Source organism: Pseudomonas xionganensis (assembly GCF_009763245.1).
In the GTDB taxonomy this organism is placed as follows: Bacteria; Pseudomonadota; Gammaproteobacteria; order Pseudomonadales; family Pseudomonadaceae; genus Aquipseudomonas; species Aquipseudomonas xionganensis.
Genome location: NZ_WKJZ01000001.1, coordinates 1,291,570 through 1,317,054, shown reverse-complemented (window position 1 = coordinate 1,317,054; position 25,485 = coordinate 1,291,570). Strand labels below are relative to the sequence as shown.

Annotated in this window: 30 protein-coding genes; 16 read left to right on the top strand and 14 right to left on the bottom strand. The window is 65.6% G+C overall.

Features of this window, described 5'->3' with window-relative positions:
- The first annotated feature begins 94 nt into the window (after positions 1-94).
- Both GJV18_RS06005 and GJV18_RS06000 read left to right on the top strand, forming a co-directional pair.
- A complete protein-coding gene (locus tag GJV18_RS06005; protein WP_160343793.1) occupies positions 95-787 on the top strand; it encodes a class I SAM-dependent methyltransferase in 693 nt (230 codons plus the stop codon).
- A 2-nt stretch (positions 788-789) separates the two neighbouring features.
- The gene (locus GJV18_RS06000) at positions 790-1,506 is read left to right on the top strand and encodes a lipopolysaccharide kinase InaA family protein (RefSeq protein WP_160343792.1); all 717 of its coding nucleotides are present in this window, start codon (positions 790-792) and stop codon (positions 1,504-1,506) included.
- 80 nt (positions 1,507-1,586) lie between these two features.
- Here GJV18_RS06000 and pdxR read toward each other — a convergent pair whose 3' ends face one another.
- On the bottom strand, positions 1,587-3,086 hold the full coding sequence (gene pdxR / locus GJV18_RS05995) for a MocR-like pyridoxine biosynthesis transcription factor PdxR (protein ID WP_160343791.1): 1,500 nt from the start codon (positions 3,084-3,086) through the stop codon (positions 1,587-1,589).
- Positions 3,087-3,210: 124 nt separating this feature from the next.
- On the opposite strand from pdxR, the gene GJV18_RS05990 reads away from it, so the two are divergent.
- Positions 3,211-4,416, top strand: a complete 1,206-nt coding sequence (locus tag GJV18_RS05990; RefSeq protein ID WP_160343790.1) for an NAD(P)/FAD-dependent oxidoreductase — start codon at positions 3,211-3,213, stop codon at positions 4,414-4,416.
- 105 nt (positions 4,417-4,521) lie between these two features.
- Here GJV18_RS05990 and GJV18_RS05985 read toward each other — a convergent pair whose 3' ends face one another.
- Positions 4,522-4,863: an FKBP-type peptidyl-prolyl cis-trans isomerase gene (locus GJV18_RS05985; protein WP_160343789.1), complete on the bottom strand. Its 342-nt coding sequence runs from the start codon at positions 4,861-4,863 to the stop codon at positions 4,522-4,524.
- Between the two features lie 80 nt (positions 4,864-4,943).
- On the bottom strand, positions 4,944-5,456 hold the full coding sequence (locus tag GJV18_RS05980) for a MarR family winged helix-turn-helix transcriptional regulator (RefSeq protein WP_160343788.1): 513 nt from the start codon (positions 5,454-5,456) through the stop codon (positions 4,944-4,946).
- A 91-nt stretch (positions 5,457-5,547) separates the two neighbouring features.
- On the opposite strand from GJV18_RS05980, the gene GJV18_RS05975 reads away from it, so the two are divergent.
- Together GJV18_RS05975 and GJV18_RS05970 are read left to right on the top strand one after the other, a co-directional pair.
- Positions 5,548-6,441: an EamA family transporter gene (locus GJV18_RS05975; protein ID WP_160343787.1), complete on the top strand. Its 894-nt coding sequence runs from the start codon at positions 5,548-5,550 to the stop codon at positions 6,439-6,441.
- Positions 6,442-6,452: 11 nt separating this feature from the next.
- On the top strand, positions 6,453-7,070 hold the full coding sequence (locus GJV18_RS05970) for a nitroreductase family protein (RefSeq protein WP_160343786.1): 618 nt from the start codon (positions 6,453-6,455) through the stop codon (positions 7,068-7,070).
- A 5-nt stretch (positions 7,071-7,075) separates the two neighbouring features.
- Here GJV18_RS05970 and GJV18_RS05965 read toward each other — a convergent pair whose 3' ends face one another.
- The 3 genes from GJV18_RS05965 to GJV18_RS05955 form a co-directional block, all read right to left on the bottom strand.
- Positions 7,076-7,381 carry a ribbon-helix-helix domain-containing protein gene (locus GJV18_RS05965; RefSeq protein WP_160343785.1) on the bottom strand — a complete coding sequence of 102 codons (306 nt, stop codon included), beginning with the start codon at positions 7,379-7,381 and terminating at the stop codon, positions 7,076-7,078.
- A 43-nt stretch (positions 7,382-7,424) separates the two neighbouring features.
- A complete protein-coding gene (locus GJV18_RS05960) occupies positions 7,425-8,006 on the bottom strand; it encodes a DJ-1/PfpI family protein (RefSeq protein WP_160343784.1) in 582 nt (193 codons plus the stop codon).
- A 184-nt stretch (positions 8,007-8,190) separates the two neighbouring features.
- Positions 8,191-8,601, bottom strand: a complete 411-nt coding sequence (locus tag GJV18_RS05955; RefSeq protein ID WP_160343783.1) for a hypothetical protein — start codon at positions 8,599-8,601, stop codon at positions 8,191-8,193.
- Between the two features lie 193 nt (positions 8,602-8,794).
- Between GJV18_RS05955 and GJV18_RS05950 the strand changes: the two genes are divergently transcribed.
- The 7 genes from GJV18_RS05950 to GJV18_RS05920 are packed head-to-tail and all read left to right on the top strand — an operon-like array spanning position 8,795 to position 15,204.
- A complete protein-coding gene (locus GJV18_RS05950) occupies positions 8,795-9,484 on the top strand; it encodes a thermostable hemolysin (protein WP_160343782.1) in 690 nt (229 codons plus the stop codon).
- Positions 9,468-10,928: an AMP-binding protein gene (locus GJV18_RS05945; protein ID WP_160343781.1), complete on the top strand. Its 1,461-nt coding sequence runs from the start codon at positions 9,468-9,470 to the stop codon at positions 10,926-10,928. The genes GJV18_RS05950 and GJV18_RS05945 overlap by 17 nt, the downstream gene beginning before the upstream one ends.
- Positions 10,928-11,593: a TenA family transcriptional regulator gene (locus GJV18_RS05940; RefSeq protein WP_160343780.1), complete on the top strand. Its 666-nt coding sequence runs from the start codon at positions 10,928-10,930 to the stop codon at positions 11,591-11,593. Before GJV18_RS05945 ends, GJV18_RS05940 begins: the two co-directional genes overlap by 1 nt.
- Positions 11,590-12,381, top strand: coding sequence for an SDR family oxidoreductase (locus GJV18_RS05935; protein ID WP_160343779.1), 792 nt, complete (start codon positions 11,590-11,592; stop codon positions 12,379-12,381). Before GJV18_RS05940 ends, GJV18_RS05935 begins: the two co-directional genes overlap by 4 nt.
- 12 nt (positions 12,382-12,393) lie before the next feature.
- Positions 12,394-13,044: a tetratricopeptide repeat protein gene (locus tag GJV18_RS05930; protein ID WP_160343778.1), complete on the top strand. Its 651-nt coding sequence runs from the start codon at positions 12,394-12,396 to the stop codon at positions 13,042-13,044.
- 43 nt (positions 13,045-13,087) lie between these two features.
- Positions 13,088-13,747: a response regulator gene (locus GJV18_RS05925; RefSeq protein WP_160343777.1), complete on the top strand. Its 660-nt coding sequence runs from the start codon at positions 13,088-13,090 to the stop codon at positions 13,745-13,747.
- On the top strand, positions 13,747-15,204 hold the full coding sequence (locus GJV18_RS05920) for an ATP-binding protein (RefSeq protein ID WP_160343776.1): 1,458 nt from the start codon (positions 13,747-13,749) through the stop codon (positions 15,202-15,204). The genes GJV18_RS05925 and GJV18_RS05920 overlap by 1 nt, the downstream gene beginning before the upstream one ends.
- A gap of 26 nt (positions 15,205-15,230) precedes the next feature.
- On the opposite strand, the gene GJV18_RS05915 is transcribed toward GJV18_RS05920, so the two are convergent.
- The 6 genes from GJV18_RS05915 to GJV18_RS05890 all read right to left on the bottom strand — a co-directional run bounded on the left by GJV18_RS05915 (position 15,231) and on the right by GJV18_RS05890 (position 20,453).
- Positions 15,231-15,845: a DUF2846 domain-containing protein gene (locus GJV18_RS05915; protein WP_178113416.1), complete on the bottom strand. Its 615-nt coding sequence runs from the start codon at positions 15,843-15,845 to the stop codon at positions 15,231-15,233.
- A 70-nt stretch (positions 15,846-15,915) separates the two neighbouring features.
- Positions 15,916-17,070, bottom strand: coding sequence for a phospholipase D-like domain-containing protein (locus GJV18_RS05910; protein ID WP_160343774.1), 1,155 nt, complete (start codon positions 17,068-17,070; stop codon positions 15,916-15,918).
- Between the two features lie 86 nt (positions 17,071-17,156).
- Positions 17,157-17,477: an amidase gene (locus GJV18_RS05905; protein WP_160343773.1), complete on the bottom strand. Its 321-nt coding sequence runs from the start codon at positions 17,475-17,477 to the stop codon at positions 17,157-17,159.
- On the bottom strand, positions 17,474-18,586 hold the full coding sequence (locus GJV18_RS05900; protein WP_160343772.1) for a serine hydrolase domain-containing protein: 1,113 nt from the start codon (positions 18,584-18,586) through the stop codon (positions 17,474-17,476). Before GJV18_RS05900 ends, GJV18_RS05905 begins: the two co-directional genes overlap by 4 nt.
- A 105-nt stretch (positions 18,587-18,691) precedes the next feature.
- Positions 18,692-19,477, bottom strand: coding sequence for an oxygen-binding di-iron domain-containing protein (locus GJV18_RS05895; RefSeq protein WP_160343771.1), 786 nt, complete (start codon positions 19,475-19,477; stop codon positions 18,692-18,694).
- A gap of 94 nt (positions 19,478-19,571) precedes the next feature.
- Positions 19,572-20,453 (bottom strand): acyl-CoA dehydrogenase family protein, encoded by an 882-nt coding sequence (locus GJV18_RS05890; RefSeq protein ID WP_160343770.1) that lies wholly within the window; start codon positions 20,451-20,453, stop codon positions 19,572-19,574.
- 189 nt (positions 20,454-20,642) lie between these two features.
- Here GJV18_RS05890 and olsB point away from each other — a divergent pair, with 189 nt between their 5' ends.
- Positions 20,643-21,398, top strand: coding sequence for an L-ornithine N(alpha)-acyltransferase (olsB, locus tag GJV18_RS05885; protein ID WP_160343769.1), 756 nt, complete (start codon positions 20,643-20,645; stop codon positions 21,396-21,398).
- 131 nt (positions 21,399-21,529) lie between these two features.
- A complete protein-coding gene (locus tag GJV18_RS05880; RefSeq protein ID WP_160343768.1) occupies positions 21,530-22,303 on the top strand; it encodes a lysophospholipid acyltransferase family protein in 774 nt (257 codons plus the stop codon).
- Here GJV18_RS05880 and GJV18_RS05875 read toward each other — a convergent pair.
- On the bottom strand, positions 22,300-22,887 hold the full coding sequence (locus GJV18_RS05875; RefSeq protein WP_160343767.1) for an acyl carrier protein phosphodiesterase: 588 nt from the start codon (positions 22,885-22,887) through the stop codon (positions 22,300-22,302). The genes GJV18_RS05880 and GJV18_RS05875 overlap by 4 nt on opposite strands.
- Positions 22,888-23,000: 113 nt before the next feature.
- Between GJV18_RS05875 and GJV18_RS05870 the strand changes: the two genes are divergently transcribed.
- Positions 23,001-24,050 carry an alkene reductase gene (locus tag GJV18_RS05870; protein ID WP_160343766.1) on the top strand — a complete coding sequence of 350 codons (1,050 nt, stop codon included), beginning with the start codon at positions 23,001-23,003 and terminating at the stop codon, positions 24,048-24,050.
- A gap of 56 nt (positions 24,051-24,106) precedes the next feature.
- Here the strand turns inward: GJV18_RS05870 and GJV18_RS05865 are convergent, their stop codons facing one another.
- Positions 24,107-24,949 carry an ATPase gene (locus GJV18_RS05865; RefSeq protein ID WP_160343765.1) on the bottom strand — a complete coding sequence of 281 codons (843 nt, stop codon included), beginning with the start codon at positions 24,947-24,949 and terminating at the stop codon, positions 24,107-24,109.
- A 240-nt stretch (positions 24,950-25,189) separates the two neighbouring features.
- Here GJV18_RS05865 and GJV18_RS05860 point away from each other — a divergent pair, with 240 nt between their 5' ends.
- Entirely contained in the window at positions 25,190-25,480 is a 291-nt protein-coding gene (locus tag GJV18_RS05860) for a hypothetical protein (RefSeq protein ID WP_160343764.1), read from the top strand.
- Positions 25,481-25,485: the final 5 nt, after the last annotated feature.

Genomic DNA, 25,485 nt, shown 5'->3' with positions numbered 1-25,485 from the left:
GCCGGGCTTAAGTTTAGCGGCCCATCCTGCACAACCAATCACCAACCGGCCTCTCGCCGAGAGGCTCCACGGTGCAGGAGATCGACTGTTGAACATGGCTAAAACAACCCCCATCGAACTCGAATTTTCCCGCAAGTACGATCGGGCACATGCCCGGCAATACCTGCACAAGCATCAGGATGGCCTGGCCCGGCGCCTGTCCCACTGGCGCGATGTGCAGGTGGCACGGCATGCCCTGAAACTGGCCGATGAGCCCACTCTGGTTCTGGACCTACCCTGCGGCGCCGGGCGTTTCTGGCCACTGCTGGCCGAGCAGCCGAATCGAGTGATTCTGGCGGCCGACAACTCCGCCGACATGCTCGCCACCGCCCTGGCCGCACAACCGGCCGAGGTGGTGGCGCGGGTCAATACCTTGCAGACCTCGGCATTTGCCATTGAACTGGAGGCCAATGCGGTGGATTGCATCTTCTCGATCCGCCTGCTGCATCACATCGAATCCGCCGCGCATCGCCTGGCCATGCTCCGCGAGTTTCATCGGGTCACCCGCGACACGGTGATCGTCTCGCTGTGGGTCGATGGCAACTACAAGGCCTGGAAACGCCGACGCCTGGAACAGCGCCGCACCGCCGAAGGACGGGCAGCACAGAACCAGAATCGTTTTGTGGTGGCCCGGGCAGTGGTCGAAGATGAGTTCAGGCAGGCCGGTTTTCAGGTTATCGGCTACGAAGACTTCCTGCCCGGCTATGCCATGTGGCGGACCTACGTGCTGCGCAAGCAGGAGGGCTAGGCATGGATCTGCTGCACAACCACGCGCTGAACGAAGTGGCGAGCACTCACTTTGACCGCTGGTGGCAGAGTCCTGGTGTCTGGGTGGAGCCGGCCAATCAGCGGCGTGGCGGCGAAAGTGGCGTGCGCTTGCTGGAGCCGCGCGACCCAAGCCATCGGCCGCTGTATTGCAAGCGCCAGAGCGGCCACACCTACCGCTCACTGCGCCACCCTCTGGGCCGCCCAACCGTTCTGCGCGAAATCAAGGCCTACCGCGCATTCGCCCGCATTGGCTTGAAAACGCCGACTATCGTCTATTGCGCCGCGCGCCAGCACCAAGGCCAATGGCAGGCGCTGCTGGTGACCGAGGCCCTGCAAGGTTTTGTCAGCCTGGAACAGTGGTATGCCAGCGCGCCAGGCGCCGAATGCCGCCATGCAGTAATGCCGCAAGTGGCGGCAACCCTGGCGCGCCTGCACCAGGCGGGCTGGCAGCATGGTTGTTGCTACCCCAAGCATATCTTTGTCAAAACCCAGACAGATCAGGAAGGACAGACTCGGGTCGAAATAGCCTTGCTCGATCTGGAAAAAAGCCGCCGCCGCTGGCGCACCCTGGATGCCGCGCGGCATGACCTGCGCCAACTGAAACGCCATCGCGGGCCGATGCCCAAGGCTGACCTGGCGGTGCTGTTGCAGGCTTATCAAGCCGCAGTGCACGGCCCATTAAGGCTGTTGCAGCCATAAGCAAAGTGCCTCCTCTGTATCCCTGAGCACGCTCAAGTCCGCGCCAGCAGGCAACTCATCCCCTTAGCCTACCGATGCCACTAGCGTTTCAGGGCCCGGGCCACTGCCCGGACCGCATCGTCGATAGCGCGCTCGGCATAGGGCGCAAAACCCAGCACCAGCCCCGCTTCTCGGGGCAGCACGCAGTAGCGCGCCAGCGGCATGCTGTCGATACCGGCGGCCTGCAGGCGGGCGAAGGCCGCCTGTTCGTCGTTCACCTGCAGGTTGCAGGTGATATCCAGCCCCGCACGAATCTCCGGCACATCAATCAACCCCTGCCAATGCCGCTGCGCCGACTCGGCGAAGGCCTCGGCGCGTGCGGCGTAGATTTTGCGCATGCGCCGTACATGGCGGTCGAAATGCCCTTCATGGATAAAGTCGGCCAGTACCGCTTGCGACAGGCTGTTGGCGTGGCGGGACATCAGCGCGGCGGCGCGGGTGAAACTCTCCAGCAGGTGCGCCGGCAACACCAGGTAGGCCAGGCGGATGGAGGGAAACAGCAGCTTGCTGAAGGTGCCAGCGAGGATCACCGACTGCTCTGCCGCCGGCATCGAGCGCAGTGCCGGAATTGGCTTGGCGATAAAGCGGTATTCGCTGTCGTAGTCGTCCTCGAAGATGTAGCTGCCGTGCTGCGCCGCCCACTGCAATAGGGCCAGACGCCGCGCTGGGGACAACTCACTGCCCAGCGGCGCCTGTCGTGACGGCGTGACATAGGCCAGCCGGGCATCGGGGGCCAGGCGTACGCCCTCCTCCACCTGAAGACCGTAGGCGTCGACCGGCACATCCACGCGCGTCACGCCCGATACATCGATCAGCTGACGCGCGCCGGGGTAGCCGGGGTCTTCCATCCACACCTGGGCGTTGCCCGGTGCCAACAGGCGCAGGCACAGGTCGAGTCCCTGCTGCACGCTGCTGAGTATCAGAATGCGTTCGGCCGGCACCTGCACACCCCGGGCGATGGCCAGGTAGCCGGCGATGGCTTCACGCAACGCCGGCAAGCCGCCAGGGTCCGAATCGAGCAGGATGGATAGCCGCGAGGCGCGCAGCTGCTGGATATGCAGCTTGCGCCACAGATCGACCGGGAACGCCTGAATATCACCCCGATGCGGGAAGAACGGGCGCAAACCCGGCATCACCGAGTGCCGCGCAAAGATTGGGGTGATCGCCTCCAGGCGTTCGACCCATGGCGAGGCCGGTGGTGTGCGCGGCGCCTCTTGCGGGGCCACGATCTTGCGCCGCACATAGCCGGCGTTCAGCGTGGCATCCGGCAACACGGCACATACCCGCGTACCGCTGCCGGTCTGCGCCTCCAGATAGCCCTCGGACAACAACTGTTGATAGGCCGCCTGGGCCGTACCCCGCGCCAGCTTGTAGTGCTCGGCCAGCGCGCGCGTGCTGGGCAGCTTGCTGCCAGCCGGCAGACGGCCGCCAAGAATGGCGCCGCGCAGCGCCTCATACAGCCAGCGCTGCAGGCTGACGCCCGGCTCGGGCGTGCCCAATGGTAGGAAGATCACCTGCGGCGGTGATTTTTCAGCAGGCATGGCCACTCCAAAGTGGATCAATGAGTTTTGCCAAGAATGGATCAATACCTTGATCCAAGCTAGAAGCAGAATCACTCCCGTCGTCAGCCAACAGCCTTTCTCTTCACCACGGGAACCTACCCATATGCAACAGCAAATCCTGATCATCGGTGCCGGCTTTGCCGGTATGTGGAGTGCACTCAGCGCCGTGCGCCTGCTTGATCAACAGCAGCGTCTGGACGTCAATGTCACCCTGCTTGCGCCCCAGGCGGAGCTGCGCGTACGTCCACGCTTTTATGAACCCGACCTGGCCAGCACAATCGCCCCGCTCGGCCCGCTGTTCGAGGCCGTGGGTGTGCGCTTCGTCCAGGGCAGCGCCACGCAGATTGATGCCGCCAACCAGTGCGTTAGCTACCGCGACGCCTCGGGTGCCGAGGCTGAGCTGAACTATGACCGCCTGATCCTCGCATCAGGCAGCCAGGTGGCGCGCCCACCGCTGGAAGGTATCGAACGCTTTACCTTCGACGTCGACAGCCTGGAGTCGGCGCAAAAACTCGAAGCCCACCTGCAAAACCTGGCGCAGCAGCCGGAGAGCGCGGCGCGCAACACCGTGGTGGTGGTCGGCGGCGGCTTCACCGGGATCGAAACCGCCAGCGCAATGCCGGCACGCCTGCGCGCCATACTCGGGGAACAGACCGACATCCGCGTGATCGTGGTGGATAGGGCCAAACAGGTTGGCGCGGCCATGGGCGAGGCAGTTGCCGGGATCGTCGCCGCAGCCAGCGACAGCCTGGGCGTCACCTGGCGGCTCGGCAGCCCGGTGTCCAGGGTCACTGAGCACGGCGTGCATCTGGGCAACGGCGAACGCATTGCCGCCAGTACGGTGGTCCTTGCCGTGGGCGTAAACGCCTCGCCACTGACCCGGCAGATCAACGGCGAACGCGACGCGCATGGCCGCCTGCACGTGGATCGCCACCTCAAGGTGTTCGGCCAGGACGCCATCTATGCCACCGGCGATACCGCCTACGCCGCCGTGGACGAGCATGGCAACCACGCCCTGATGAGCTGCCAGCACGCCATTGCCCTAGGCCGCTCGGCCGGCAATAACGCCGCCGCTGATCTGCTCGGTGTCGCGCCGATTGCCTATAGCCAGCCCAAATACGTTACCTGCCTGGATCTGGGCGGCTGGGGCGCAGTGTTTACCGAAGGCTGGGAGCGCCAGGTGTTGCTGACCGGCCCTGAGGCCAAGACGCTGAAAGTCCAGATCAACACCCAGTGGATCTACCCGCCCCAGGCTGATCGCGCGACCGCCCTGGCCGCAGCCGATCCATTGATCCCGGTAGTGGCCTAGCTACCTGCGCAGAGCATGCGGGTGGCCGCTCGCTCGGCGGGGCTAACCGCTCACAGCCATGACCACACACCGGACGCTGAGCACCGCCAGCGTCCGGCGCGCGATCTACTCATCCCGGGTCAGCACTTCCAGCAACTCCACCTCGAAGATTAGATTGGAGTGGGGTTTGATATAGGCGCCGAACTCCCGCTCGCCGTAACCCAGATGGGACGGGACATAGAGCTTGCGCTTGCCACCCACGCGCATGCCCATCATGCCGATATCCCAGCCCTTGATCACCCGACCGGTGCCGATCACACACTGGAAGGGCTTGCCGCGGTCGTAGGAGGAGTCGAACTTGCGGCCATCTTCCAGGTAGCCGTTGTATTGGGTGGTGATCAGGGCACCCTTGACCACTTCCTTGCCATCACCCAACTGGATGTCTTCGATCTTCAGTTCATCGCTCATGCTGTACTGCTCTCTTGTCTGGTTCGCCCGCAGGGGTGGCTGCCGCCTTCACAGCCGAGACAATCCGGCGGCCTGTCGAGTCACTTCTGCACAGGTTCCAATATAGCCAACAGCGCCGACAGCCCCTCGTTGAGTTGCACGCGGATCGTGGCGGGCAGGGCTTCGAGAATGCGCGCCTCATTGTCGACATGGGCCTCCACAGCCTGGTCGATCAGCGCCAGGCCTGCCGGGGTGAGCTGCACCAGCAGACTGCGGGCGTCATTGGGATTGGGGGTGCGGCTGATCCAGCCGGCGGCCTCCAGCTGCTGCAGCTGCCGGGTCATGGTCCCGGAGGTGATCATCAGTGCCGAGAACAGGGCCGTGGGCGCCAGGCAATAGGGGGCGCCGCTGCGGCGCAAGGTCGCCAGCACATCGAACTCCCAGGCGCTCAAGCCGAAGCGCTCAAACACGGGTAGCAACTCGCGACGCAGCAAGGCCGAGCAGCGGCCAATACGCCCGATCACCCCCATCGGGCTGACGTCCAGATCCGGGCGTTCTTTGGCCCATTGCTGGAGGATGAGATCGACGGCATCGCTGGGGCGTGACTGGTGCATGAAGGACCCTCAAAAATTATCTTGAATGCGAGATAAATTCGGCTTAGGCTGAACTTATCTTGAATGCGAGACAATTTACAGGATAACCATCATGCTGCGCACCCCCTGGTTCAACACCCTGCTCACCGCCCTGGCGCCCTTGATCTGGGGTTCCACCTATATCGTCACCACCGAGTGGCTGCCGGCCGATCGCCCCTTTATCGCCGCGATGCTGCGTGCGCTGCCGGCCGGTCTGCTGCTGGTGCTGTGCTGCCGTCAGCTACCGGCACGCAGCTACTGGGGTCGCCTGCTGGTACTGGCGGCGCTGAATATCGGCTGCTTTCAGGCCCTGCTGTTCGTCGCCGCCTACCGTCTGCCCGGCGGCCTGGCGGCCGTGGTCGGAGCGATTCAACCCCTGCTGTTGATGGGCCTGCTGTGGGGCCTGGAAGGCCGCCGTCCGGCTCAGATGGCCATCGGCGCCAGCCTGCTGGGTGTGGCCGGCATGGCGGCCCTGCTGCTGTCACCCGATTCCCGCTGGGACGCCCTGGGGATTGTCGCGGCCTTCGCCGGCATGAGCTGCATGGCCCTGGGGACCTACCTGACCCAGCGCTGGAAGAGCAATCTGGCCCTGCTGCCCTTTACCGGCTGGCAGCTGCTGCTGGGTGGGCTGATGCTGCTGCCGCTGGCCCTGCTGGTCGACCCGCCCCTGCAGAGCCTGAGCATCAGCCAGGGCCTGGCCTATGCCTACCTGTCGATCTTCGGGGCGCTACTGGCCTACGTGCTGTGGTTCCGCGGCATTGCCCGCCTGTCACCCGTAGCGGTTTCGTCACTGAGCCTGCTGAGCCCGGTGGTGGCGGTCCTGATCGGCTGGCTGCTGCTGGATGAGCGCATCACCGGCGTGGCCCTGCTCGGTCTGCTGACCGTACTGGGCAGCATCCTGGCCGTGCAGTGGGCCAGCCAAACCCCTCGTCAACCCAAAGCCCTTTCCCTGACCACCCCTGTGTAATGGAATCTGTCATGACCACCACTATCAAGCACCTGATCGAATCCCGGGTATCCACCACGCGCTACCAGGCAGGTCGCACACTGCCCGAGCCCGTGATCCGCGAGCTGGTGCAGCTGGCCACGCGTGCCCCCACGGCCTTCAACCTGCAGAACTGGAAATTTATCGCCGTGCAGTCCGCAGCGGCCAAGGCGCGCCTGCACGAGCTGGCCTACCAGCAACGTCAGGTACTGGATGCGGCGGTGACCTTTATCGTCTGCGGCACTGTTGAGGCCCACGCCCGCCTGGCCCAGCACCTGCAACCCTCGGTCGATGTCGGCATCCTGCCCGCCAGCGTCCAGCAAAGCTGGACGGACATGGTCCAGCAGAGCCATGCAGGCAACCCTCAGCTGCAACGTGAAGAGGCGGTGCGCTCGGCCTCCCTGGCGGCCATGACCCTGATGCTGGCGGCGCAAGGCATGAGCCTGGCCAGTGGTGCCATGACCGGCTTCGATGCCGAGGGTGTAGCCCAGGCCTTTGCGCTCGAAGCCCATGAGCAGCCCATCCTGCTGGTTACCGTCGGCTACGCCGCCGAGGGCAACTGGCCGCAGAAGGTGCGCCGCCCCGTGCAGGAGGTACTCGCCTTCGCCTGAGCCAGTTAGGGTACGTGCTGCGCCCGGGGCAGCAGTTCCCTTACATTACTGGGGCGCTGACTGAGAAAGCGGGTACAGCTGACCCGCAGAAAGGAGGCGAAATTCACCACCTCGCCACGGTAGTCCATGACCTCGTCATACAGCTTGGTGATCAGCTGATTGGTGGTCATGCCATCGACCTCGGCGATTTCGCGCAGGATGTCCCAGAACTGGTTTTCCAGGCGCAGGGTGGTGACCACACCACGGATACGCAGCGAGCGGGCGCGGGACTCGTAGAGAATCGGATCGGCTTTGACATACAGCTCGCACATGGCGGCCACCTCCCTGAATGCGAAGCCTGACAGGCCCCGCAGTTTACAGCGTGATCTGCGTACCCAGCAGCGCGAGAAAGGCCGCCAGCCAGTTGGGATGAGCCGGCCAGGCCGGTGCGGTGACCAGGTTGCCCTGGACATGGGCCTGATCCACGGCGATATCCATATAGCGCCCGCCGGCCAGGGTCACTTCCGGGCCGCAGGCCGGGTAGGCGCTGCACTCGCGCCCATTGAGCACGCCGGCGGCGGCGAGCAGCTGGGCACCATGGCAGACCGCCGCAATCGGCTTGCCGGCTTTATCGAAGGCCTGCACCAATGCCAGCACCTGGGCATTCAGGCGCAGGTACTCCGGGGCGCGGCCACCGGGAATCAACAGCGCGTCGTAATCCTCGGCCTTGACCTGGGCGAAGTCGAAGTTGAGGGCGAAGTTGTGCCCGGGCTTCTCGCTGTAAGTCTGCTCGCCTTCAAAATCGTGGATGGCGGTGCGTACTGTCTGTCCGGCAGTCTTATCCGGGCACACTGCGTGCACCTGATGACCGACCATCAGCAGTGCCTGAAACGGCACCATCACTTCGTAGTCTTCGACGTAGTCGCCGACCAGCATCAAAATCTTTTTCGCGGCCATGGTCCTGCTCCCTTCAATAAATTGACAAGCACAGAGTGTTAACCCGATCAGCCTCGCGCGGGTAATAGCCCGGTACTACAGGGCACAGGACGGATAGACGGTCGGCAATGGCAAGGGGCGCCATGCGCAGCGATACAGGCTGCGCAAGCCTGCTGCGCGCGGCGCACCCTACAAGGGCAGGCACTTACTCCAGCAGCTCCTCGTCACGCAGCAGCACATAGCTCAGGCTGCCATCCGGCTCTTCCAGATAGTCGTGGACGTAGTACATCAGCACCTCGCCCGCCCCCGGCAGGGTGGCCACATAGTCACCGACATCGGCGCTGAACCAGGCCTTGCTGTCCGGTTCGGCCAGGCATTCGACGCGGGCACTGAAAAACAGCTCCGGGGCACTGTCGCCAAAGTAGTCGGCACGCTCGGCGGCGTCCCAGTCGGCCGGCGCCTCGAAGGGGCCGATAAACAGCAGCTTGGCATCACCCAGGTCGAGTTCTTCGGCATCCGGGTCATTCTCGTCGGCACGGTAGAGCGTGCAGTCCAGCGCGTCCGGGCTATGCAGAACAGTCTGGCGCACGGCCAGTTGTGCATCGGTAAGGGGCATGGCGATCTCCATGGGCATAGCGCGTGGGACGGATTGAGAGTTGGCACGACAGGCTGTCGGCACCGGCCACAGTGTCAGGCACAGCCACGCCGACCTGCAAAGAATAAATAACGGGAAATTCTTACAGGACTTAATTTGCCGTTAAGCCTGGCCATCGAGACTCGCATCCAAGTTCTCAGATGAGGGTCCGCCGATGGAACTGCCTTGGCTGTATCAGAACACTGCACTTGCACGGATTGGCCGCGAGCAGCCGCTCGGCCTCTATCTGGCCAACGCCACCAGTCCACGCCGCGCCGGGGTTGAGGCCTTTATTGGCGAACGCTTCGCCGTCCAGCATCAGGCCCGCATCCGTCATTTCATGCCCTGCCTGCTGAGCCTGGAAGACGGCGCCGGGCAACTGCTCGGCGCGGTGGGCTTGCGCAGCGCCGCCAGTGGCCCGCTGTTTCTGGAGCGCTACCTGAGCCAGCCGGCCGAACAGGTGATTGCCGCCCGCCAGGTGGCGGGTGCGCCGCAGCGCACGCAGCTGATCGAGGTCGGCAACCTGGCGGCGGGCAGCCCCGGGGCCGCGCGTTTGCTGATCGTGGCACTGACCGACCTGCTGGTGGCGCGGGGTTATCGCTGGGTGTGTTTCACCGGCACCCTGGCCCTGCTCAACAGTTTCCAGCGTCTGGGCCTGACACCCCTGCCTCTTGGCCCGGCCAACCCCGATTGCCTGGGTGATGAGCAGGCGGACTGGGGCAGCTACTACGCCAACCAGCCCCAGGTGATGGCCGGCGACATCCATGCCGGACACCAGCGTCTGCTGCAGCTGGGCGCCTATCCGCGCCTGGCTCACCAAGCCTTCTATGCCCTGGAGGACATGCCCGATGTGGCCTGCCGCTGAATCCTTGTTTAACCGCCTGGCCGAGCTCGGCCACGCCAACGCCCTGCGCGAAGGCGAGCGGCAACTGAGCTACGCCCAACTGCTGAGCGAGGTCGAGCAACGCAGCGCGCAGCTGCAACAGCTCGGCGCCCGGCGGATCGCCCTGGCCCTGGATAACGGTATCGACTGGGTGCTCTGGGACCTCGCCGCCCTGCATGCCGGACTGGTCTGCGTGCCGCTGCCGGGTTTCTTTTCCGGCAGCCAGCAGCTGCACGTGCTGGACAGCGCCGGCATCGACTGCCTGATCAGCGCCCAGCCCCACGCCGGTTTTGTCCAGGCGACACCCGGCATATATCTGCGCGCAGTGGTCCAGCCCCCAGCCATGCATGCCGGCACCTGCAAGATCACCTACACCTCCGGCACCACCGGCCAGCCCAAGGGCGTGTGCCTGGATATCGCCACGCAACTCGCGGTGGCCCACAGCCTGGTGCAGGCCAGTGCCAGCTGCCGGGTCGAACGCCACCTGTGCGTGCTGCCGCTGGCCACCCTGCTGGAGAATATCGCCGGGGTCTATGCACCCTTGCTGGCCGGCGCGCAGATCGAGCTGATGCCCATGGCGCAGATCGGCCTGCTGGGCGCCAGCCAGTTCGACCTGCCGCGCTTTCTCGGCGCCCTGGCCCAGGCCCAGCCCCATAGCCTGATTCTGCTGCCGCAGCTGCTGCTGGCCCTGGTCAGTGCCGCCGAACGCGGCCTGCCGCTGCCGGACAGCCTGCGCTTTATCGCGGTTGGCGGTGGCCGCGTCGCCAGCCAGTTGCTTGCGCGTGCCGACGCCCTGGGGTTGCCGGTGTTCGAGGGCTATGGCCTGTCGGAATGCGCCTCGGTGGTGTGCCTGAACACCCCGGAAAACCGCCGCATCGGCACGGTCGGCCAACCGTTGGCGCACCTGCAGCTGCGCCTGGCGGCGGATGGCGAGGTGCTGGTCAAGGGTCCACGCCTGCTTGGTTATCTGGGCGAGGCGGGCGCCGACGAGGAATGGCTGGGCACCGGCGACCTGGGCCATTTCGACGGCAAATTCCTGGTGCTGCACGGGCGCAAGAAGCACCAGTTCATCACCGCCTTTGGTCGCAACGTCAACCCGGAATGGGTCGAGGCCGAACTGGTACAGCAACTGCCCATCGCCCAGGCCTGGCTGCATGGCGAGGCCCTGCCGGGCAATGTCGCCGTGCTGGTGCCGCGCTTCGCCCATATCAGCGACCTGCAGCTTGCCGAAGCAGTCGCCGCGGCCAACCAGACCCTGCCCGACTACGCCCGGGTGCACCACTGGCTGCGCGCCGAACAACCCTTCAGCAGCGCCAACGCGCTGGCCACCAGCAATGGTCGCCTGCGCCGCACGGCCCTGCTCAACCACTACCAAGGCGCCATCGAACAGTTGATGGCCAACCAGACCTGCTACGGAGATGCCTGATGAGCTTCTATGAATCCCTGCTCGAACAAACCACCCTTGAGCGTGACTACCTGCTCAGCGCGCCAATCATTGCCCAGGCCATGGCCGGCACTGTCAGCCTGCACAGCTACGTGGCCTTTCTCACCGAGGCCTATCACCACGTCAAACACACCGTGCCGCTGCTGATGGCCTGCGGTGCACGCCTGCCCGAGCGTCTGGAGTGGCTGCGTGAAGCCATTGCTGAGTACATCGACGAAGAAAAGGGCCATCAGGAATGGGTCCTCAATGACATCGCCGCCTGTGGTGCCGACAAGGAAGCCGTGCGCAATGGGCTGCCGCATCGCACCACCGAGCTGATGGTCAGCTATGTCTACGACCGCATCGCCCGGCACAACCCGGTGAGTTTCTTCGGCATGGTGCAGGTCCTGGAAGGCACCAGTATCGCCCTGGCCACCCAGGTGGCCGGCGTGATCCAGGACAAACTGCAACTGCCGAACAAGGCCTTCAGCTACCTGACCTCCCACGGCAGCCTCGACCTGGAACATATCGAGTTCTTCAAGAAATTGATGAACCAGCTGGACAACGACGATGACCAGGCCGCCGTGGTGCACACCGCCAAAGTGGTCTATCGCCTGTACGCCGACATCTTCCGCAGCCTGCCGCTGAGCACCCAGGAGCCGCAATGAAACTCTCCGAATGCCGCGCCGTAATTACCGGCGCCAGTGGCGGCATCGGCCAGGCCCTGGTTGCCGCCTTGCTGGCCGAGGGCGCGCAGCAGCTGCTGGTCGGCCGCCAGCCCGAGCCCCTGCAGGCTCAGGCAACGGCCCACGCCGGCAAGATCATGGTGGTGGCGGCCGATATTTGTCAGCGCAGCGGCCGCGAGGCTGTGGTCGCCGCGGCGCAACGCTGCGGCGGCATCAACTGCCTGATCAACGCCGCCGGGGTCAATCACTTCGGCCTGCTGGAGCAGCATGACGAAGGCGCCATCGCCGAGCTGATCGAGCTCAACGTTACCGCCACCCTGCAGCTGACCCATCGTCTGCTGCCGCTGTTGCGCCAGCAGGGCCGGGCGCTGGTGGTCAACCTCGGCTCGACCTTCGGCTCCATCGGCTACCCCGGCTTCAGCGCCTACTGCGCCAGCAAGTTCGCCCTGCGCGGGTTTTCCGAGGCGCTGCGCCGCGAGCTGGCCGACACCCAGGTCAAGGTTCTCTACTTCGCCCCGCGCGCCACCCGCACCGGCATGAACGCCGCCAACGTGGTGGCCATGAATGATGAGCTGAAGGTCGCCATGGACGATCCGCACAGCGTCGCCCAGCAACTGCTGGCGGCCATTCGCCGCGAGGAGGAGGAGCGCTACCTGGGCTGGCCGGAACAGCTGTTCGTGCGCCTCAACAGCCTGCTGCCGCGCCTGGTCGACCAGGCCCTGCGCAAACAACTGCCGATTATCCAGCGCTTTGCCCGCAGCAAAGCCTAAGAGGAGAACACCATGAAACTTATCCGTAACTCCGCCTGTGCCCTGCTCTGCCTCACCAGCCTGCCCAGCTTTGCCTTGAGTGAACAGGGCCAGGCGCAGCTGCAAACCCTGCAGGAGCGTTGGGCCGAGATCAATTACCAGCTGCCCAAGGCAGAGCGGGAAAAGGCCTTCGCCAGCTTGAGCCAGCAGGCGCAAAAAGCCGTTGCCGCCGAACCCAAGGCCGCCGAACTGCATATCTGGCACGGCATCATCCTCAGCACCTATGCCGGCGCCAAGGGCGGTCTGGGCGCGCTGGGCCTGGTCAAGCAGGCCAAGGCCAGCCTGGAACAGGGCCTGGCCCTTGACCCCAAGGCACTGTCCGGCTCGGCCTACACCAGCCTCGGCAGCCTGTATTACCAGGTGCCCGGCTGGCCGATCGGTTTTGGCGATGACGAGAAGGCCGAGGCCATGCTCAAGCAGGCCCTGGCGATCAACCCGGACGGCATCGACCCCAACTACTTCTATGGTGATTACCTGGCCCGCGCCAAACGCTTCACGGAGGCCCGCGCCGCCCTGGAAAAAGCCCTGCAGGCGCCGCCCCGGCCCAATCGCCTGTCCGCCGATGCCGGGCGCCAAGAAGAAATCCGGGCGCTGCTCAATACAGTCAAAGCCGAGCTGGAGTAATCTCGCCGGTGCAAGCTTGAATAGACAACGCGAGAGTCATGGCATGCGCATTCTGCTGGTCGAAGACGACAAGGCCCTGGGCGAAGGGATTCGCACCGCCCTCAAACCCGAGGGTTACACCGTCGACTGGGTGCAGGACGGCAGCAGTGCGCTGCATGCCCTGAGCAGCGAGAGCTTCGAGCTGGCCATCCTCGACCTTGGCCTGCCGCGCATGGACGGCCTGGAAGTGCTCAAGCACCTGCGCGCCGCCGCCAACCCGGTGCCCGTGCTGGTGCTGACCGCCCGCGATTCCACCCACGACCGCATCGCCGGGCTGGATGCCGGGGCTGATGATTACCTGGTCAAGCCCTTCGATGTCGCCGAACTCAAGGCCCGCCTGCGCGCCCTGCTGCGGCGCAGTTTCAACCGCCCGCAACCGGCACTGGAATACCGTGGCATCAGCCTCGATCCGGTCAGCCAGGCCGTCAGTTACCAGGGCCAGGCGGTCAATCTGCCGCGCAAGGAATTTCTCCTGCTGCACGAACTGCTGGCCCAGCCGGGCCGGGTGCTGACCCGCGACAAGCTGCAGCAGGCGCTCTACGGCTGGGATGAGGAACCGGAAAGCAATGCTCTGGAGGTGCATGTGCACCACCTGCGCAAGAAGTTCTTCGCCGAGCTGATCCGCACCGTACGTGGCGTCGGCTATCTGGTGGATAAAGCCTGATGCGCTCGATCCGTGCTCGTACCCTGCTGTTGGTTCTGGGCCTGCTCAGCCTGTCGATGACCCTGATCTCCTACAAGAGCTACCGCGACGCCCGCCATGAGATCGAAGAGCTGTTCGATGCCCAGCTGGCCCAGTCGGCGCGCCTGCTCGAAGGCATGCTGGGTACAGCCATGTCCACAGGTGACCTGCAGGCCCTGCAGCAAGCCTTGAACCAGGCCCTGCAGGTCAGCCAGACCGATCAGGGCCCGATAAAACGGGAAGGCCATGCCTATGAAAGCAAGCTGGCCTTCCAGGTGCTCGATGAGCACGGCCAGCTGCTGCTGCAGTCGGCCAGCGCACCCACCGGCGTACTGGCGCAGATGGTCGCCGACTTCCATCGCGATAACGACTCGCACGCGCACCAGTCGGACGAGTCGCTTAACAGCCTGGCCGACCAGCTCAGCGGTTATCACAGCGTTCCTCTGGCGGGTCATCACTGGCGCCTGTTTATCCTGCACGACCGCCAGGATCGGCACATGATTCTGGTGGCCGAGCGTGAAGACGTGCGCGGCGAACTGGTCGAGAAGATCACCCTGCGCAGCCTGCTGCCCGACCTTGTCGGCCTGCCGCTGCTGGCGTTGCTGGTGTGGCTGGCCATCGGCTGGGGCCTGCACCCGCTGCGGCGCATGGCCGAGGCGATCAAGGCCCGCGCACCGGACAATCTGGCCCCGCTGCTGCTGGGCCCGCTACCCCAGGAGCTGGAGCCCATGGGCGCCGCGCTCAACCGCCTGCTGTCCCAGGTCAATCAGCTGCTCGATCAGGAAAAACGCTTTATTGCCGATGCCGCCCATGAACTGCGCACGCCCCTGGCGGTGTTGCGTATCCATGCCCAGAACGCCCGCGAGGCCCCCGAACCGGCCGACCGCGAACTGGCTTTGGGGCAACTGCTGAGCGGGGTGGAGCGGGCCACCCGGGTGGTGGCCCAGTTGCTGACCCTGGCCCGCCTGGAGCCCAATGGCGTGCAACTGGCCATGGCCGAACTGGATCTGCTGGATTACCTGCGCCAGGAGCTGGCCGAACTCAGCCCACTGGCCCTGGCGCGCAATCAGGAGCTGGAGCTGGAAGCTGATGAGCACGGCAACTACCGCCTGCGCGCCGATGCCCCGAGCCTGGGCACGCTGGTGCAGAACCTGATCAGCAACGCGGTGCAGTACACCCCTGATGGCGGACGCATCCGGGTGCAGCTGCAGAGCTCAAGCGACACCCTTCTGCTGCGCGTGCAGGACAGTGGCCCCGGCGTGACAGCGGATCAGCGCGACCGACTGTTCGCACGCTTCTACCGCCAGGGCGACGGTCAGGGGGCGGGGCTGGGGCTGTCCATCGTGCAGCGGGTGGTGGAACTGCACCAGGGCAGGATCAGCCTAGGCGACTCCCCCCTGGGCGGTCTGGAAGTCTGTGTGGAGCTGCCGCGGCGTTAGCAGGCCGTTGAAAAACCACCTGCTGATTAGATCCCGATCAGCCCCAGTGCCTTGCCCACCGAGCGCCAGAAGCTGCGCTGCATACGCTCGCTTTCGCCGCTGGCGGCGATGCGCTCGAACGGCTGCACCTGACGGGTGTGCACGATCTCCAGCTGGGCCACCTGCTCCGATACCAGCTGCAGCGGGCCGTCGCCCTGGGTCAGCTTCGGCTCGCTGACCGGCGGTGGATTGAGCTCGTCATAGCGCAGATAGAAGACCCCACCGGCCTCGGCATCCAGGACAAAGCTGGCGATGCGGGTAAAGTCCATCGGCCCGTCGGCCAGCAGGGTCCAGTGGCTGCCGAACAACGGCCGACGCATTTCCAGCTGATAGCTGGCGCGCTCGAACTCCAGCACCAGGTAGGCGTTGCTCGGCAGGCTGCCGATCAGGGCGTTGTTGAGAAACAGCCCGGGGGCCTCCAGTTCCTGATCGGCCCAGTCGCTCTGGGGCCGGTACAGGTAGACCAGGGCATGCTCCTCATCACTCAGTTCATGGGGGCTAAAGGCTTCACCGGAGGTGGCCGCGAAGAAGGCGCCGGGGGTCGAGCAGCCGCCCAGCAGCAAGGTCGTCAGCACAAGAGAAGGAGTCAGGGCGCGCATCAATGGGTCCTTGGGGCGTTTGAACAGCGAGCATAGCGAGGGCGATAGACGACCACACCCGACAAAAGTGCGGCTATCGCCAGCGATCGAGCAGGTTGACCACCAACCTATCCAGCCAACCCCACAGTCGCTGCTGGGCACGCCGCCACAGTGGCCGGGCGCGCCAGTCCTCCAGGGTGATGACCTGGCTGGCGGCGAAGTCGGCGACAAAGCTGCGCGCCACGCTGGCACTGAAGGCCGGGTCGAGGGCTTCCAGGTTGGCATCCAGGTTGAAGCGCAGGTTCCAGTGGTCGAAGTTGCAGGAGCCGACGCTGGCCCAGTCGTCGACCAGGACCATTTTCAGGTGCAGAAAGCGCGGCTGGTACTCGAAGATCTGCACCCCGGCCTTGAGAAGGCCGGGGTAATAACGCTGGCCGGCGAAACGCACCGGCGGATGATCGGTATGCCGGCCGCTGAGCAGCAGGCGCACCTCCACGCCACGGCTGGCGGCCTGGCGCAGGGCCCGGCGTACGGTCCAGGTCGGCAGGAAATAGGGCGTGGCCAGCCAGATGCGCTGCTTGGCGCCGCGCAGGGCGCGTACCAGCGACAGCAGGATATCGCGGTGCTGGCTGGCGTCGGCATAGGCCACCCGGCCCAGGCCTTGTCCCGCAGGTGGCATCGCCAGGCGTTGCAGCCCCAGGGGAATGCGCGGGCGCCAGGCGATGCGCGCCTGACAGGCCTGCCACTGGCGCTCGAACAGGCGCTGCCAGTCCAGCACCAGCGGCCCGCTGACTTCCACCATCACCTCGTGCCACAGGCTGCTGGCCTGCCCCGGGCGCCAGAATTCGTCGGTGGCGCCGGTGCCGCCGACAAAGGCCCAGCGTTCGTCCACCAGCAGCAGCTTGCGATGATCGCGGTGAAAGTTGCGCCAGCCCTGGCGAAAACGCAGGGGGTTGTACCACTGCAAGCGCACCCCGGCCGCCAGCAGCAGATGACGATCGGCCGCCTGCAGGCCCTGGGCGCCATAGGCATCGAACAGACAGCGCACCTGTACACCACGCCGTGCCGCGGCGCAGAGCCCCTCGATCAGGGCGCTGGCACAGGCCCCGCTCTCCACCAGATAGAGTTCCAGATCCACCTGACGACGAGCCCCGGCCACCAATTCGAGCATGCGCGGGAAGAACAGCGGGCCATCGATCAGCAACTCGATGCGGTTACCGCGACGCCAGGGGAAGACGTTATAGGCCATGGGGGCTCTGGGGCAGATCAGGTGCCCTCACCTTAGTCATCTGGCGCGCCCTTGCAAGCCCCAGCAGGCGGTTAATCAGGTCGAGACTACTGCTCCGACACCAGCACACAGCCGCTGCGCTGATCCCGCCACTGGGCCAGATGGGTGCGGCCCAGGGCCGAGGCACTGACCCGTTTGCCTGCGGCATCGTCCTGCAAGTCGCTCAGCGGCACGTACTGTGTCACATAGGCCCGGCAGTAGTCCGCCGGCTGGTCGCTGACATAGCGGCAGGAGCAGTATTCCTTGGCGGAGTAGGCGCTGACGATGTCGGGGAAGGCCTGCAGGTGCACGCGGTTGTGCCAGCCAAGCGCGGCCAGCACCAGCAGGGCGAGCAACAGCAGGCTGAGCCAGGGGCGACGACGAATCATGGTTGCACCTCACCGGCAAAGGCCGCTTGCACCAGCTTGAGTAGCTGGTTGTGCTGGAAGCTGCCATCGCGGTCATCGGCGTAGCGCACGATCACCAGCTTTTCCCGCGGCAGCACATACAGGCCCTGGCCCCAATGGCCGAGGGCGGCAAAGCTCTCCACCGGCGCATCCGGCCAGGGCTTGGCCGCGCCGGCCACCGCCGCATTCAGCCACCAGTGGCCGCCGGGCACCGGCTCGTGGGGTTTGCCGGCCACGGGCAGGTAGTTGGCAAAGGGAGTGCGGTTGAATGCGACCCAGGCCTTGGGCAGCAGCTGCTGCTCGCCCCAGCGGCCGTCACGCTGCATCAGCAGGCCCACCCGGGCCAGATCGCGGGCGGTCATATAGGCATAGGAGGAGCCGACGAAGGTGCCGGCGCCATCACGCTCCCAGACCGCCGAGTCGATACCCAGGGGGTCGAACAGGGCCGTCCAGGGATAGTCGGCATAGGCCGCCTCCCCCACCATGCCCCTGAGTGCGGCGGCCAGCACATTGCTGTCGCCGCTGGAGTAGCGAAAGCGCGCACCGGGTGCCACGGCGGCCGGATGCTGGGCGGTAAAGGCGGCCATATCGGCGCGACCGCGGGTGTAGAGCATGGCCACCACCGAGGATTTCAGCGGTGCGTATTCATAGTCTTCCTGCCAGTCCAGACCCGAGGCCCAGTTCAGCAGATGGCCGACCTTGACCTGCGGGTGGGCGGCAAAAGGCGGGTAGAACTCGGCCACCGGCTGATCCAGGCGAAAGCGCCCCTGACCATAGGCCACCCCCAGGGTGGTGGCCAGCAGGCTCTTGGCCATGGACCAGGTCAGGTGCGCGGTCGCCGCATGGGTCGGCGCGGCGTAGCGCTCATAGACAATCTCGCCGTCGTGCACCACCAGCAGGGCATCGGTGCGCACGCCCGTGCGGCCGGCCTCATCGCGCGGCGGGAAGGCATAGGCCTCAAGCGCCGCGAGCGCCGGGCTGGCCGGCGCGCCGCGGCTGGACCAGTCGGGAATCGGCCAGGACTCGGCCAAGGCCGAAAGGCTGCCCAGCACCAGCGGCAGGGCCAGGACAAAGGGTTTCAACAATGACATAGGGGCGCCTGTGCGACGTGGCAAAGGCGGCACCCTAGCACGCCGATATGACGGCCAGTAGGGCCGGATCGGCCGATCCACAGGGGATTTCGGCGCGAATGGTCACTACTTGGGCAGGCTGTAGTCCTCGGGGCCGAGCAGATCCAGGCCGCATTCCAGATTTTCGATCCAGTAGAGGAAGGCGCTGATCATTTCCTGGCCGACAAAAGGCCGGCCATGCTGCGGCACGATCATCGCCACATCCATCTCCCGCACCATGGCCGCCCACAGCCGGCAGACCTTGTTGCTGGCCATGTAGCGGCGGTGAAAGCCGAGCATGTGCGGCACATGGTTGGCGAAGTCACGCACCGGGCTGGCGTCATCGACCATGGAGGCGCCCATGTCACCGGAAAAGAGGATCTTGCTCACCGGGTCGTACAGCTGGAAGTTGCCCACCGAGTGCAGAAAGTGCGCCGGCACCGCCTTGAGCGTGCACTTGCCGAGGGTGAAGGACTGGCCGCGATCCGGCAGCGCGATGATCCGGTCGAAGGTGTTGATGCCACGGCTCAGGGCCAGGTAGTTGGCCGTCAGGTGTGGCAGAAAGCGTGCCCACAGCTTGGAGCAGATGACCTTGGCGCGGGTGTGCAGCAGCCACTTGTCCAGGGAGGCGATGATGTCCGGGTCCTGGTGCGAGGCGAAGATATAGGTCAGATCCTGCACCGGAATGTGCTTGGACAGCTCCAGTGATAGCGGCGTATAGGTCAGGTCGCCGCCCGGATCGAGCAGCAGGTACTGCTCGTGGTCGGTGATCAGAAACTGGTTGGACTGCACCCCCTCGCCGCTGACCAGGTCATCGAACATCAGGCATTGGTGGTGACCGTTATCGAATAGCACTATGGGTTCGCGGCGCATGGCGGGCTCTCTTCCGAAAGCCGGCGACTTTACTGCCCGCCAGGGCCGCACTTACTGATCTGCATCAAGCCAGGCGCAGGTCCTTGGCCAAGCATCAGCCCTGCAGCACCCTGCGAGCCTTTTCCAGGCGCTTGCGCCGGGCACTGTTGGCGATCGCCAGCAAACCCTGGTCGCGCTGCCACAGCTGCGCCCAGGGCTGCGGCCCGGCGGCAAAGGCGCTGTCCAGCTCGCCACGCAGGCTGTCGAACTGGGCTAACAGCCCGGCCAGCAGCAGGTGGCTACTCGCCGCGCCGGGGCTTTGCCGGGCCACCTCGGCACAGCTGGCCAGCAGCCCCAGCAGGCGCAGTTGCAGCGGCTCGGGCCAGGCGCATTCCTCGCCCACGCCATACAGCCAGGCGCAGAAGGCCGCGAGCACATGGCAGTCCTCCAGGCTGCGGAAGGGCTTCACATAATCGTCCCAGCCATCCCCGGCCAGGCGCTCGCAATGGGCAGCGTGCAGGTGCAGGCGGGCATGGCCGATATCCGGCATCAGGGGCAAGGCCGGCAAGGGCTCGATACGCACCCCGGGATCACCATTGCGCACCACGCTCAGGGCCAGACGCGGCGCCTCGCCCGCCGACTCTTCTCGGGCGGCGACCAGTAACCAGTCGGCGGCCTCGGCAGCGGTGACGAAATCCTTGCGCCCGTTCAGCTGCAGCCCGGCGATACGGGTGGCCATGTCCGCCGGGCGAGTGCTCTTGTTCTCGGTCACGCACAGCGCCCCCAGGCTCCAGGGTGCGGCCGGCCAGAGGGCGCGCAGGGCGGCCTGGTAGCCGGCGAGAAAGGCCAGCCCCGGGGTGGCGGCCAGGCGCCCGCCGAGCAGGGCCAGCTCAAAGGGTGCGGCCTGGCCCAGCTGCTCCAGCAGGCTGGCGTACCAGTTCTCCAGATCCGCGGCGGGCAGGCGGGGTTGCGGGCGCAAGAATCGTTGCCAGGGCATGCGGGGCTCCTTTGGGCAGGGTCATGACGACTGTCATGCAAGCATCACCAAAATTTCACAGGGGTGACATTGCCGTTACCTAGCCTGAGCTTGCCCAACAAGATCGACCGGCTGCAAGGCAAAAAGCCGGCTTAATCGGCCAATTGCACGTCCTAGCGGCCTGCAAGGTCGCCTAATGGAGAGAACGGCATGACCCAGATGGCAAGCTCCCGTGACCGCAGCACCCCGCGCCGCCTGCAGGCCGAACGCCTGTGCGGGGCCAGCGCCCTGCGCGAGGCCCAGGCCCTGCGCTTTCGCGTGTTCAGCGCCGAATTCGACGCCAAGCTCAAGGGCGCCGAGCAGGGTTTGGACATGGATGACTACGACCTGCACTGCCGGCATATCGGCGTGCGTGACCTCAATAGTGGCGAGCTGGTCGCCACCACCCGCCTGCTCGACCATAGCGCGGCAGCGGACCTGGGGCGCTTCTACAGCGAAGAGGAATTCCGCCTGCACGGCCTGGCCGGCCTCGAAGGGCCGGTGCTGGAAATCGGCCGCACCTGCGTGGATGCCGCCTACCGCAACGGCGCCACCATCGCCGTGCTCTGGGCCGAACTGGCCGAGGTGCTCAATGAAGGCGGCTATCGCTACCTGATGGGCTGCGCCAGCATCCCCATGCAGGATGGCGGCATCCAGGCCCAGGCCATCATGCAGCGCCTGCGCGAACGCTACCTGTGCACCGAGCACCTGCGCGCCGAGCCGAAAACCCCACTGCCGGCCCTGGATATCCCGGGCAATGTGATCGCCGAAATGCCGCCGCTGCTCAAGGCCTATATGCGCCTGGGGGCGAAGATTTGCGGCGAACCCTGCTGGGATCGCGATTTCCAGGTAGCCGATGTGTTTATCCTGCTCAAGCGTGACGAGCTGTGCCCGCGTTATGCCCGCCACTTCAAGGCCGCCGTCTGATTGCAGTTGCGTATGGCTGACGCTGTCCGTAGGGTGCGCCATGCGCACCGCCTGCGGGCCAGCCGTGGTGCGCACGGCGCACCCTACCCGCCGTTATGCCTGTTAGCCCGACGTTGCCCGCGGAGAGGCCGATGAAAAAACTGCGTTTATACCTGCGTCTGCTGCGCCTGTTGGCGGTGATCAGCCTGGGCGCCCTGCTGGCCACCGGGGTGACCCTGCTGGAACGTCTGGTGCGGCATGACCTGATGCCCACCCGCCAGCGCCTGACCCGCTGGTTTCTCGCGCGCCTGACCGGCGCCCTGCCGTTTCGCCTGCAGGTGCAGGGCGGGCTGCCGCGTCAGCCCATGCTGTGGGTCAGCAATCATGTGTCCTGGACCGATATCCCGCTGCTCGGCATGCTCACCCCGCTGTCCTTTCTGTCCAAGGCCGAGGTGCGCACCTGGCCGGTGGCCGGCTGGCTGGCGCACAAGGCCGGCACCCTGTTTATCCGCCGCGGTTCGGGCGACAGCGGCCTGGTCGGCCAGCAGCTCAACCGTCATCTGCAACGCGGCCGCCCTCTGCTGATCTTCCCCGAAGGCACCACCACCGATGGCCTGGGCCTGCGCACCTTCCACGGCCGCCTGCTGAGCAGCGCCATCGACAGCGGCGTGCCGGTGCAGCCGGTGGCCATCCGCTACCTGCGTGGCGGCCAGCCGTGCAGCGTGGCGCCCTTTGTCGGCGACGACGATATGCTCAGCCACCTGCTGCGCCTGCTGGCCAGTGACCTGGGCGAGGTGCAGATCCAGCTGCTGACACCCATCGACAGCCGCGAACTGAACCGCAATGCCCTGGCCCGCCAGGCCCAGCAGGCCATCGGCCAGGCGCTGTTTGGCGACGCCCCGGCGCGAGCCAGCCAGGCGGCCTAATCGCTCAACCGTGCGCGTTCCTGGGCTGCAAACGCCTGCAGCTCGGGATAGAAGGCGCGAAAGTCCTCCAGCAGCGGCTGATACAAGCGCTCCAGTTCAACCATCGCCCCGGCCAGGGCCTCTGGCCGCGACAGGCGCCGCTGCAGGCCGGCTACCACCTGCGCCAGCACCGCAAACTCGCGATAACTGCCCAGCCAGTCCTGCGCCGCCATACGCGGCGCGATCAGGGCCAGGCGTCCAGGCAGCTGCGGTTCGCCAGCCAGCACCTGGTAGACCCGCCCGGTAAAGCGCGGCAGAGGCTCGGCGGCATAGTCGGCCCAGTGCCGGGCCAGGCAGTGATCGAAGAACACATCCAGCAGCATGCCGCTGTAACGCCGCCGCTCAGCGGGAAAGCGCGCACGGGCCTGGGCCTGCAAGGGATGGCTGTCGGTAAAGGCGTCGATACGTCGGTGCAGGCGGATGGCCGCCTCGATATCCGCCGGCCACTGCCCGGCCAGCGGCCCCTTGACGAAGTCGCCATAGAGGCTGCCGAGCAGCTGGGCCGGGGCGTCGCCGCCCAGATGAAGATGGGCCAGGTAGTTCATTTATCAGCTCATTCGATGATCACTATCGCGGCAAACGATCTGCTTCCCGAGCAGCCCCGCGCTAAGGTTCGCAGCACCACGATACGTCCTTTTCCAGGCAGATGGAGAGATTCATGAGCACCCTTTTCGACCCTATCCAGATCGGTGATCTGCACCTGCACAACCGCATCATCATGGCCCCGCTGACCCGCTGCCGCGCCGACGAAGGCCGCGTGCCCAATGCGCTGATGGCCGAGTATTACGTGCAGCGCGCCAGCGCCGGGCTGATCATCAGCGAAGCCACCGCCGTGACGCCGATGGGCGTCGGCTACCCGGACACCCCCGGCATCTGGTCGGATGCGCAGGTGCGCGGCTGGCGCAATATCACCCAGGCGGTGCATGCCGCCGGCGGCAAGATCGTGCTCCAGCTCTGGCATGTGGGGCGCATCTCCGACCCCATCTATCTGAACGGTGAACTGCCGGTGGCGCCCAGCGCCGTCAAGCCTGCCGGACACGTCAGCCTGGTGCGCCCGATAAAAGACTTCGTCACCCCGCGCGCCCTGGAAACCGAAGAAATCGCCGATATCGTCGAGGCCTACCGCCAGGGCGCGGAAAACGCCAAGGCCGCCGGCTTTGACGGTGTGGAGATCCACGGCGCCAACGGTTACCTGCTCGACCAGTTCCTGCAGAGCAGCACCAACCAGCGCAGCGACCGCTACGGCGGCAGCCTGGAAAACCGCGCACGCCTGCTGCTGGAAGTGACCGATGCGGCCATCGAGGTGTGGGGCGCCGGCCGGGTTGGCGTGCACCTGGCCCCCCGCGCCGATGCCCACGACATGGGCGACGCCGATCGCGCCGAGACCTTCACCTATGTCGCCCGTGAGCTGGGCAAGCGCGGTATCGCCTTTATCTGCGCCCGAGAACATGAGGCCGAGGACAGCCTGGCGCCGCGCCTGAAAGAGGCCTTTGGTGGCGTATTTATCGCCAACGAGGGCTTTACCAAGGAGCAGGCCAACGCCTGGCTGGCGGCGGGCAAGGCCGATGCGGTGGCCTTCGGCGTGCCCTTTATCGCCAACCCGGATCTGCCGGCCCGCCTGGCCCAGGATGCCGAGCTCAACCCGCCACGGCCGGAAACCTTCTACGGCCAGGGCGCCGAGGGCTATCTGGACTACCCGACGCTGTAACAGCGCCACGAAAAAGCCCGCTGAGTTCAGCGGGCTTTTTCATAACGGCCTGGGCTTTAGCGGGCGTCGATCTGCTGCTGCAGGTTGACCACCTGGGCCTGCAGGGTGCTGATATTGCGCGTCATCTGCGCACGGAAAGCGTCGAACTCGGCGGTGGAGCTGCTGCTGGCGGCGCGGGTTTCCAGATCGCTCTTGAGCACCAGCAGATCCTGTTCGATGCGGGCGATGGCGGTATTGGGGTTGCCCAGTTTCTTCAGGGCTTCGATATCCGTCGTCAGGCTCTGCAGTTGGGCTTCCAGCTTGCCGGTGTCGGCCTGGGCGGTTTTCAGCGCCACCTGTTCCTTTTTCAGGCTGGCCTGCTCGTTGGCCAGGGCCTTGAGGTTGTCCTCGAACTTGCCGGTGACGCCCTGCTGGCTCTTCAGCTCGCCTGCCAGTTGCTCGACGCGGGTATTGAAGCTGCCCTGCTGGCTGCTCAGGCTCTGTTGCTGCTTGCCCAGTTCGGCCAATTGGTTTTCCAGCTGTTTGACCCGCAGCTTGAGCGCTTCGCTGTCACCGAGCACGCTGGACTCGGTGGCCACCACCTTGCCGGAAATATCCTGAATGCGCCCGGCGGCTTCCTCGCTGATGCGGGCAAAGCTCTCCTGGGTCGCCACCAGTTGCTGCTCCATCAGGCTGATCTGCTGAAAACTCCACCAGCCCAAACCACCCAGGGCGATCGTCAGGGCACCGACCAGTGCCCACAGCGGCCCGTTACCGGCCGTCTTCTGCGGCGCAACCGGCGCACGCGCGTAAGCCGGGCTACGCGGCTCGACATGGGCCTCGGCGAAGTCATCCTGATCGCCCCGATCCGGGGTCAGACTGGGCACATGATCGAGTTCGTCGCGAGCATCATTACGCATGGGGTAAACCTTCAAATAAAGCCAGGGAGGCAAAGACTGGGCGCAGTATAACGATTCGCCCGGGGCGCTTCAGCGTTGCGCAGCTGCGGTGCGCAACGCACCGACGAAGGGCGCGCGTCCCGCCTCAGACCACGCGCCAGGCCACGGAGTTCGCCAATCGAGCATTTGGTACGGCGCTTGCAATATCCCTACTACCAGGGTGGTGACACCCATTCAGTGACGACTATCGGGGGATGGCATATGGAACTGAACAAAGCGGTGCTCGATTGCATGCAGGCCCTGCGCCGCAAGCTGCGCGAAGAACAGGCGGTGGATATCCGCCTGAGCCAGACGGATGCGATCAGCGCCATGCTCAGCGCCTGCCTGGCCTCCAGCAACGAGGAAACCCGCCAGCTGGGCCAGCGCCTGGCGCAGCTCAGCGATATGCCCTACCAGAGCGCGCCAAGCGTGCCAGCACTGGTCGAAGCCGCCCATGTCGCCGCACGCAGCGGTTCGGTGCGCATCTATCGCGGCCAGCGGGTGTATGCCTGAGCAGG

Bases quoted from the DNA above. Each gene is read 5' to 3' on its own strand.
- GJV18_RS06005 (WP_160343793.1), top strand. From the start codon at position 95: ATGGCTAAAACAACCCCCATCGAACTCGAATTTTCCCGCAAGTACGAT.
- GJV18_RS06000 (WP_160343792.1), top strand. From the start codon at position 790: ATGGATCTGCTGCACAACCACGCGCTGAACGAAGTGGCGAGCACTCAC.
- pdxR (WP_160343791.1), bottom strand. From the start codon at position 3,086: ATGCCTGCTGAAAAATCACCGCCGCAGGTGATCTTCCTACCATTGGGC.
- GJV18_RS05990 (WP_160343790.1), top strand. From the start codon at position 3,211: ATGCAACAGCAAATCCTGATCATCGGTGCCGGCTTTGCCGGTATGTGG.
- GJV18_RS05985 (WP_160343789.1), bottom strand. From the start codon at position 4,863: ATGAGCGATGAACTGAAGATCGAAGACATCCAGTTGGGTGATGGCAAG.
- GJV18_RS05980 (WP_160343788.1), bottom strand. From the start codon at position 5,456: ATGCACCAGTCACGCCCCAGCGATGCCGTCGATCTCATCCTCCAGCAA.
- GJV18_RS05975 (WP_160343787.1), top strand. From the start codon at position 5,548: ATGCTGCGCACCCCCTGGTTCAACACCCTGCTCACCGCCCTGGCGCCC.
- GJV18_RS05970 (WP_160343786.1), top strand. From the start codon at position 6,453: ATGACCACCACTATCAAGCACCTGATCGAATCCCGGGTATCCACCACG.
- GJV18_RS05965 (WP_160343785.1), bottom strand. From the start codon at position 7,381: ATGTGCGAGCTGTATGTCAAAGCCGATCCGATTCTCTACGAGTCCCGC.
- GJV18_RS05960 (WP_160343784.1), bottom strand. From the start codon at position 8,006: ATGGCCGCGAAAAAGATTTTGATGCTGGTCGGCGACTACGTCGAAGAC.
- GJV18_RS05955 (WP_160343783.1), bottom strand. From the start codon at position 8,601: ATGCCCCTTACCGATGCACAACTGGCCGTGCGCCAGACTGTTCTGCAT.
- GJV18_RS05950 (WP_160343782.1), top strand. From the start codon at position 8,795: ATGGAACTGCCTTGGCTGTATCAGAACACTGCACTTGCACGGATTGGC.
- GJV18_RS05945 (WP_160343781.1), top strand. From the start codon at position 9,468: ATGTGGCCTGCCGCTGAATCCTTGTTTAACCGCCTGGCCGAGCTCGGC.
- GJV18_RS05940 (WP_160343780.1), top strand. From the start codon at position 10,928: ATGAGCTTCTATGAATCCCTGCTCGAACAAACCACCCTTGAGCGTGAC.
- GJV18_RS05935 (WP_160343779.1), top strand. From the start codon at position 11,590: ATGAAACTCTCCGAATGCCGCGCCGTAATTACCGGCGCCAGTGGCGGC.
- GJV18_RS05930 (WP_160343778.1), top strand. From the start codon at position 12,394: ATGAAACTTATCCGTAACTCCGCCTGTGCCCTGCTCTGCCTCACCAGC.
- GJV18_RS05925 (WP_160343777.1), top strand. From the start codon at position 13,088: ATGCGCATTCTGCTGGTCGAAGACGACAAGGCCCTGGGCGAAGGGATT.
- GJV18_RS05920 (WP_160343776.1), top strand. From the start codon at position 13,747: ATGCGCTCGATCCGTGCTCGTACCCTGCTGTTGGTTCTGGGCCTGCTC.
- GJV18_RS05910 (WP_160343774.1), bottom strand. From the start codon at position 17,070: ATGGCCTATAACGTCTTCCCCTGGCGTCGCGGTAACCGCATCGAGTTG.
- GJV18_RS05905 (WP_160343773.1), bottom strand. From the start codon at position 17,477: ATGATTCGTCGTCGCCCCTGGCTCAGCCTGCTGTTGCTCGCCCTGCTG.
- GJV18_RS05900 (WP_160343772.1), bottom strand. From the start codon at position 18,586: ATGTCATTGTTGAAACCCTTTGTCCTGGCCCTGCCGCTGGTGCTGGGC.
- GJV18_RS05895 (WP_160343771.1), bottom strand. From the start codon at position 19,477: ATGCGCCGCGAACCCATAGTGCTATTCGATAACGGTCACCACCAATGC.
- GJV18_RS05890 (WP_160343770.1), bottom strand. From the start codon at position 20,453: ATGCCCTGGCAACGATTCTTGCGCCCGCAACCCCGCCTGCCCGCCGCG.
- olsB (WP_160343769.1), top strand. From the start codon at position 20,643: ATGACCCAGATGGCAAGCTCCCGTGACCGCAGCACCCCGCGCCGCCTG.
- GJV18_RS05880 (WP_160343768.1), top strand. From the start codon at position 21,530: ATGAAAAAACTGCGTTTATACCTGCGTCTGCTGCGCCTGTTGGCGGTG.
- GJV18_RS05875 (WP_160343767.1), bottom strand. From the start codon at position 22,887: ATGAACTACCTGGCCCATCTTCATCTGGGCGGCGACGCCCCGGCCCAG.
- GJV18_RS05870 (WP_160343766.1), top strand. From the start codon at position 23,001: ATGAGCACCCTTTTCGACCCTATCCAGATCGGTGATCTGCACCTGCAC.
- GJV18_RS05865 (WP_160343765.1), bottom strand. From the start codon at position 24,949: ATGCGTAATGATGCTCGCGACGAACTCGATCATGTGCCCAGTCTGACC.
- GJV18_RS05860 (WP_160343764.1), top strand. From the start codon at position 25,190: ATGGAACTGAACAAAGCGGTGCTCGATTGCATGCAGGCCCTGCGCCGC.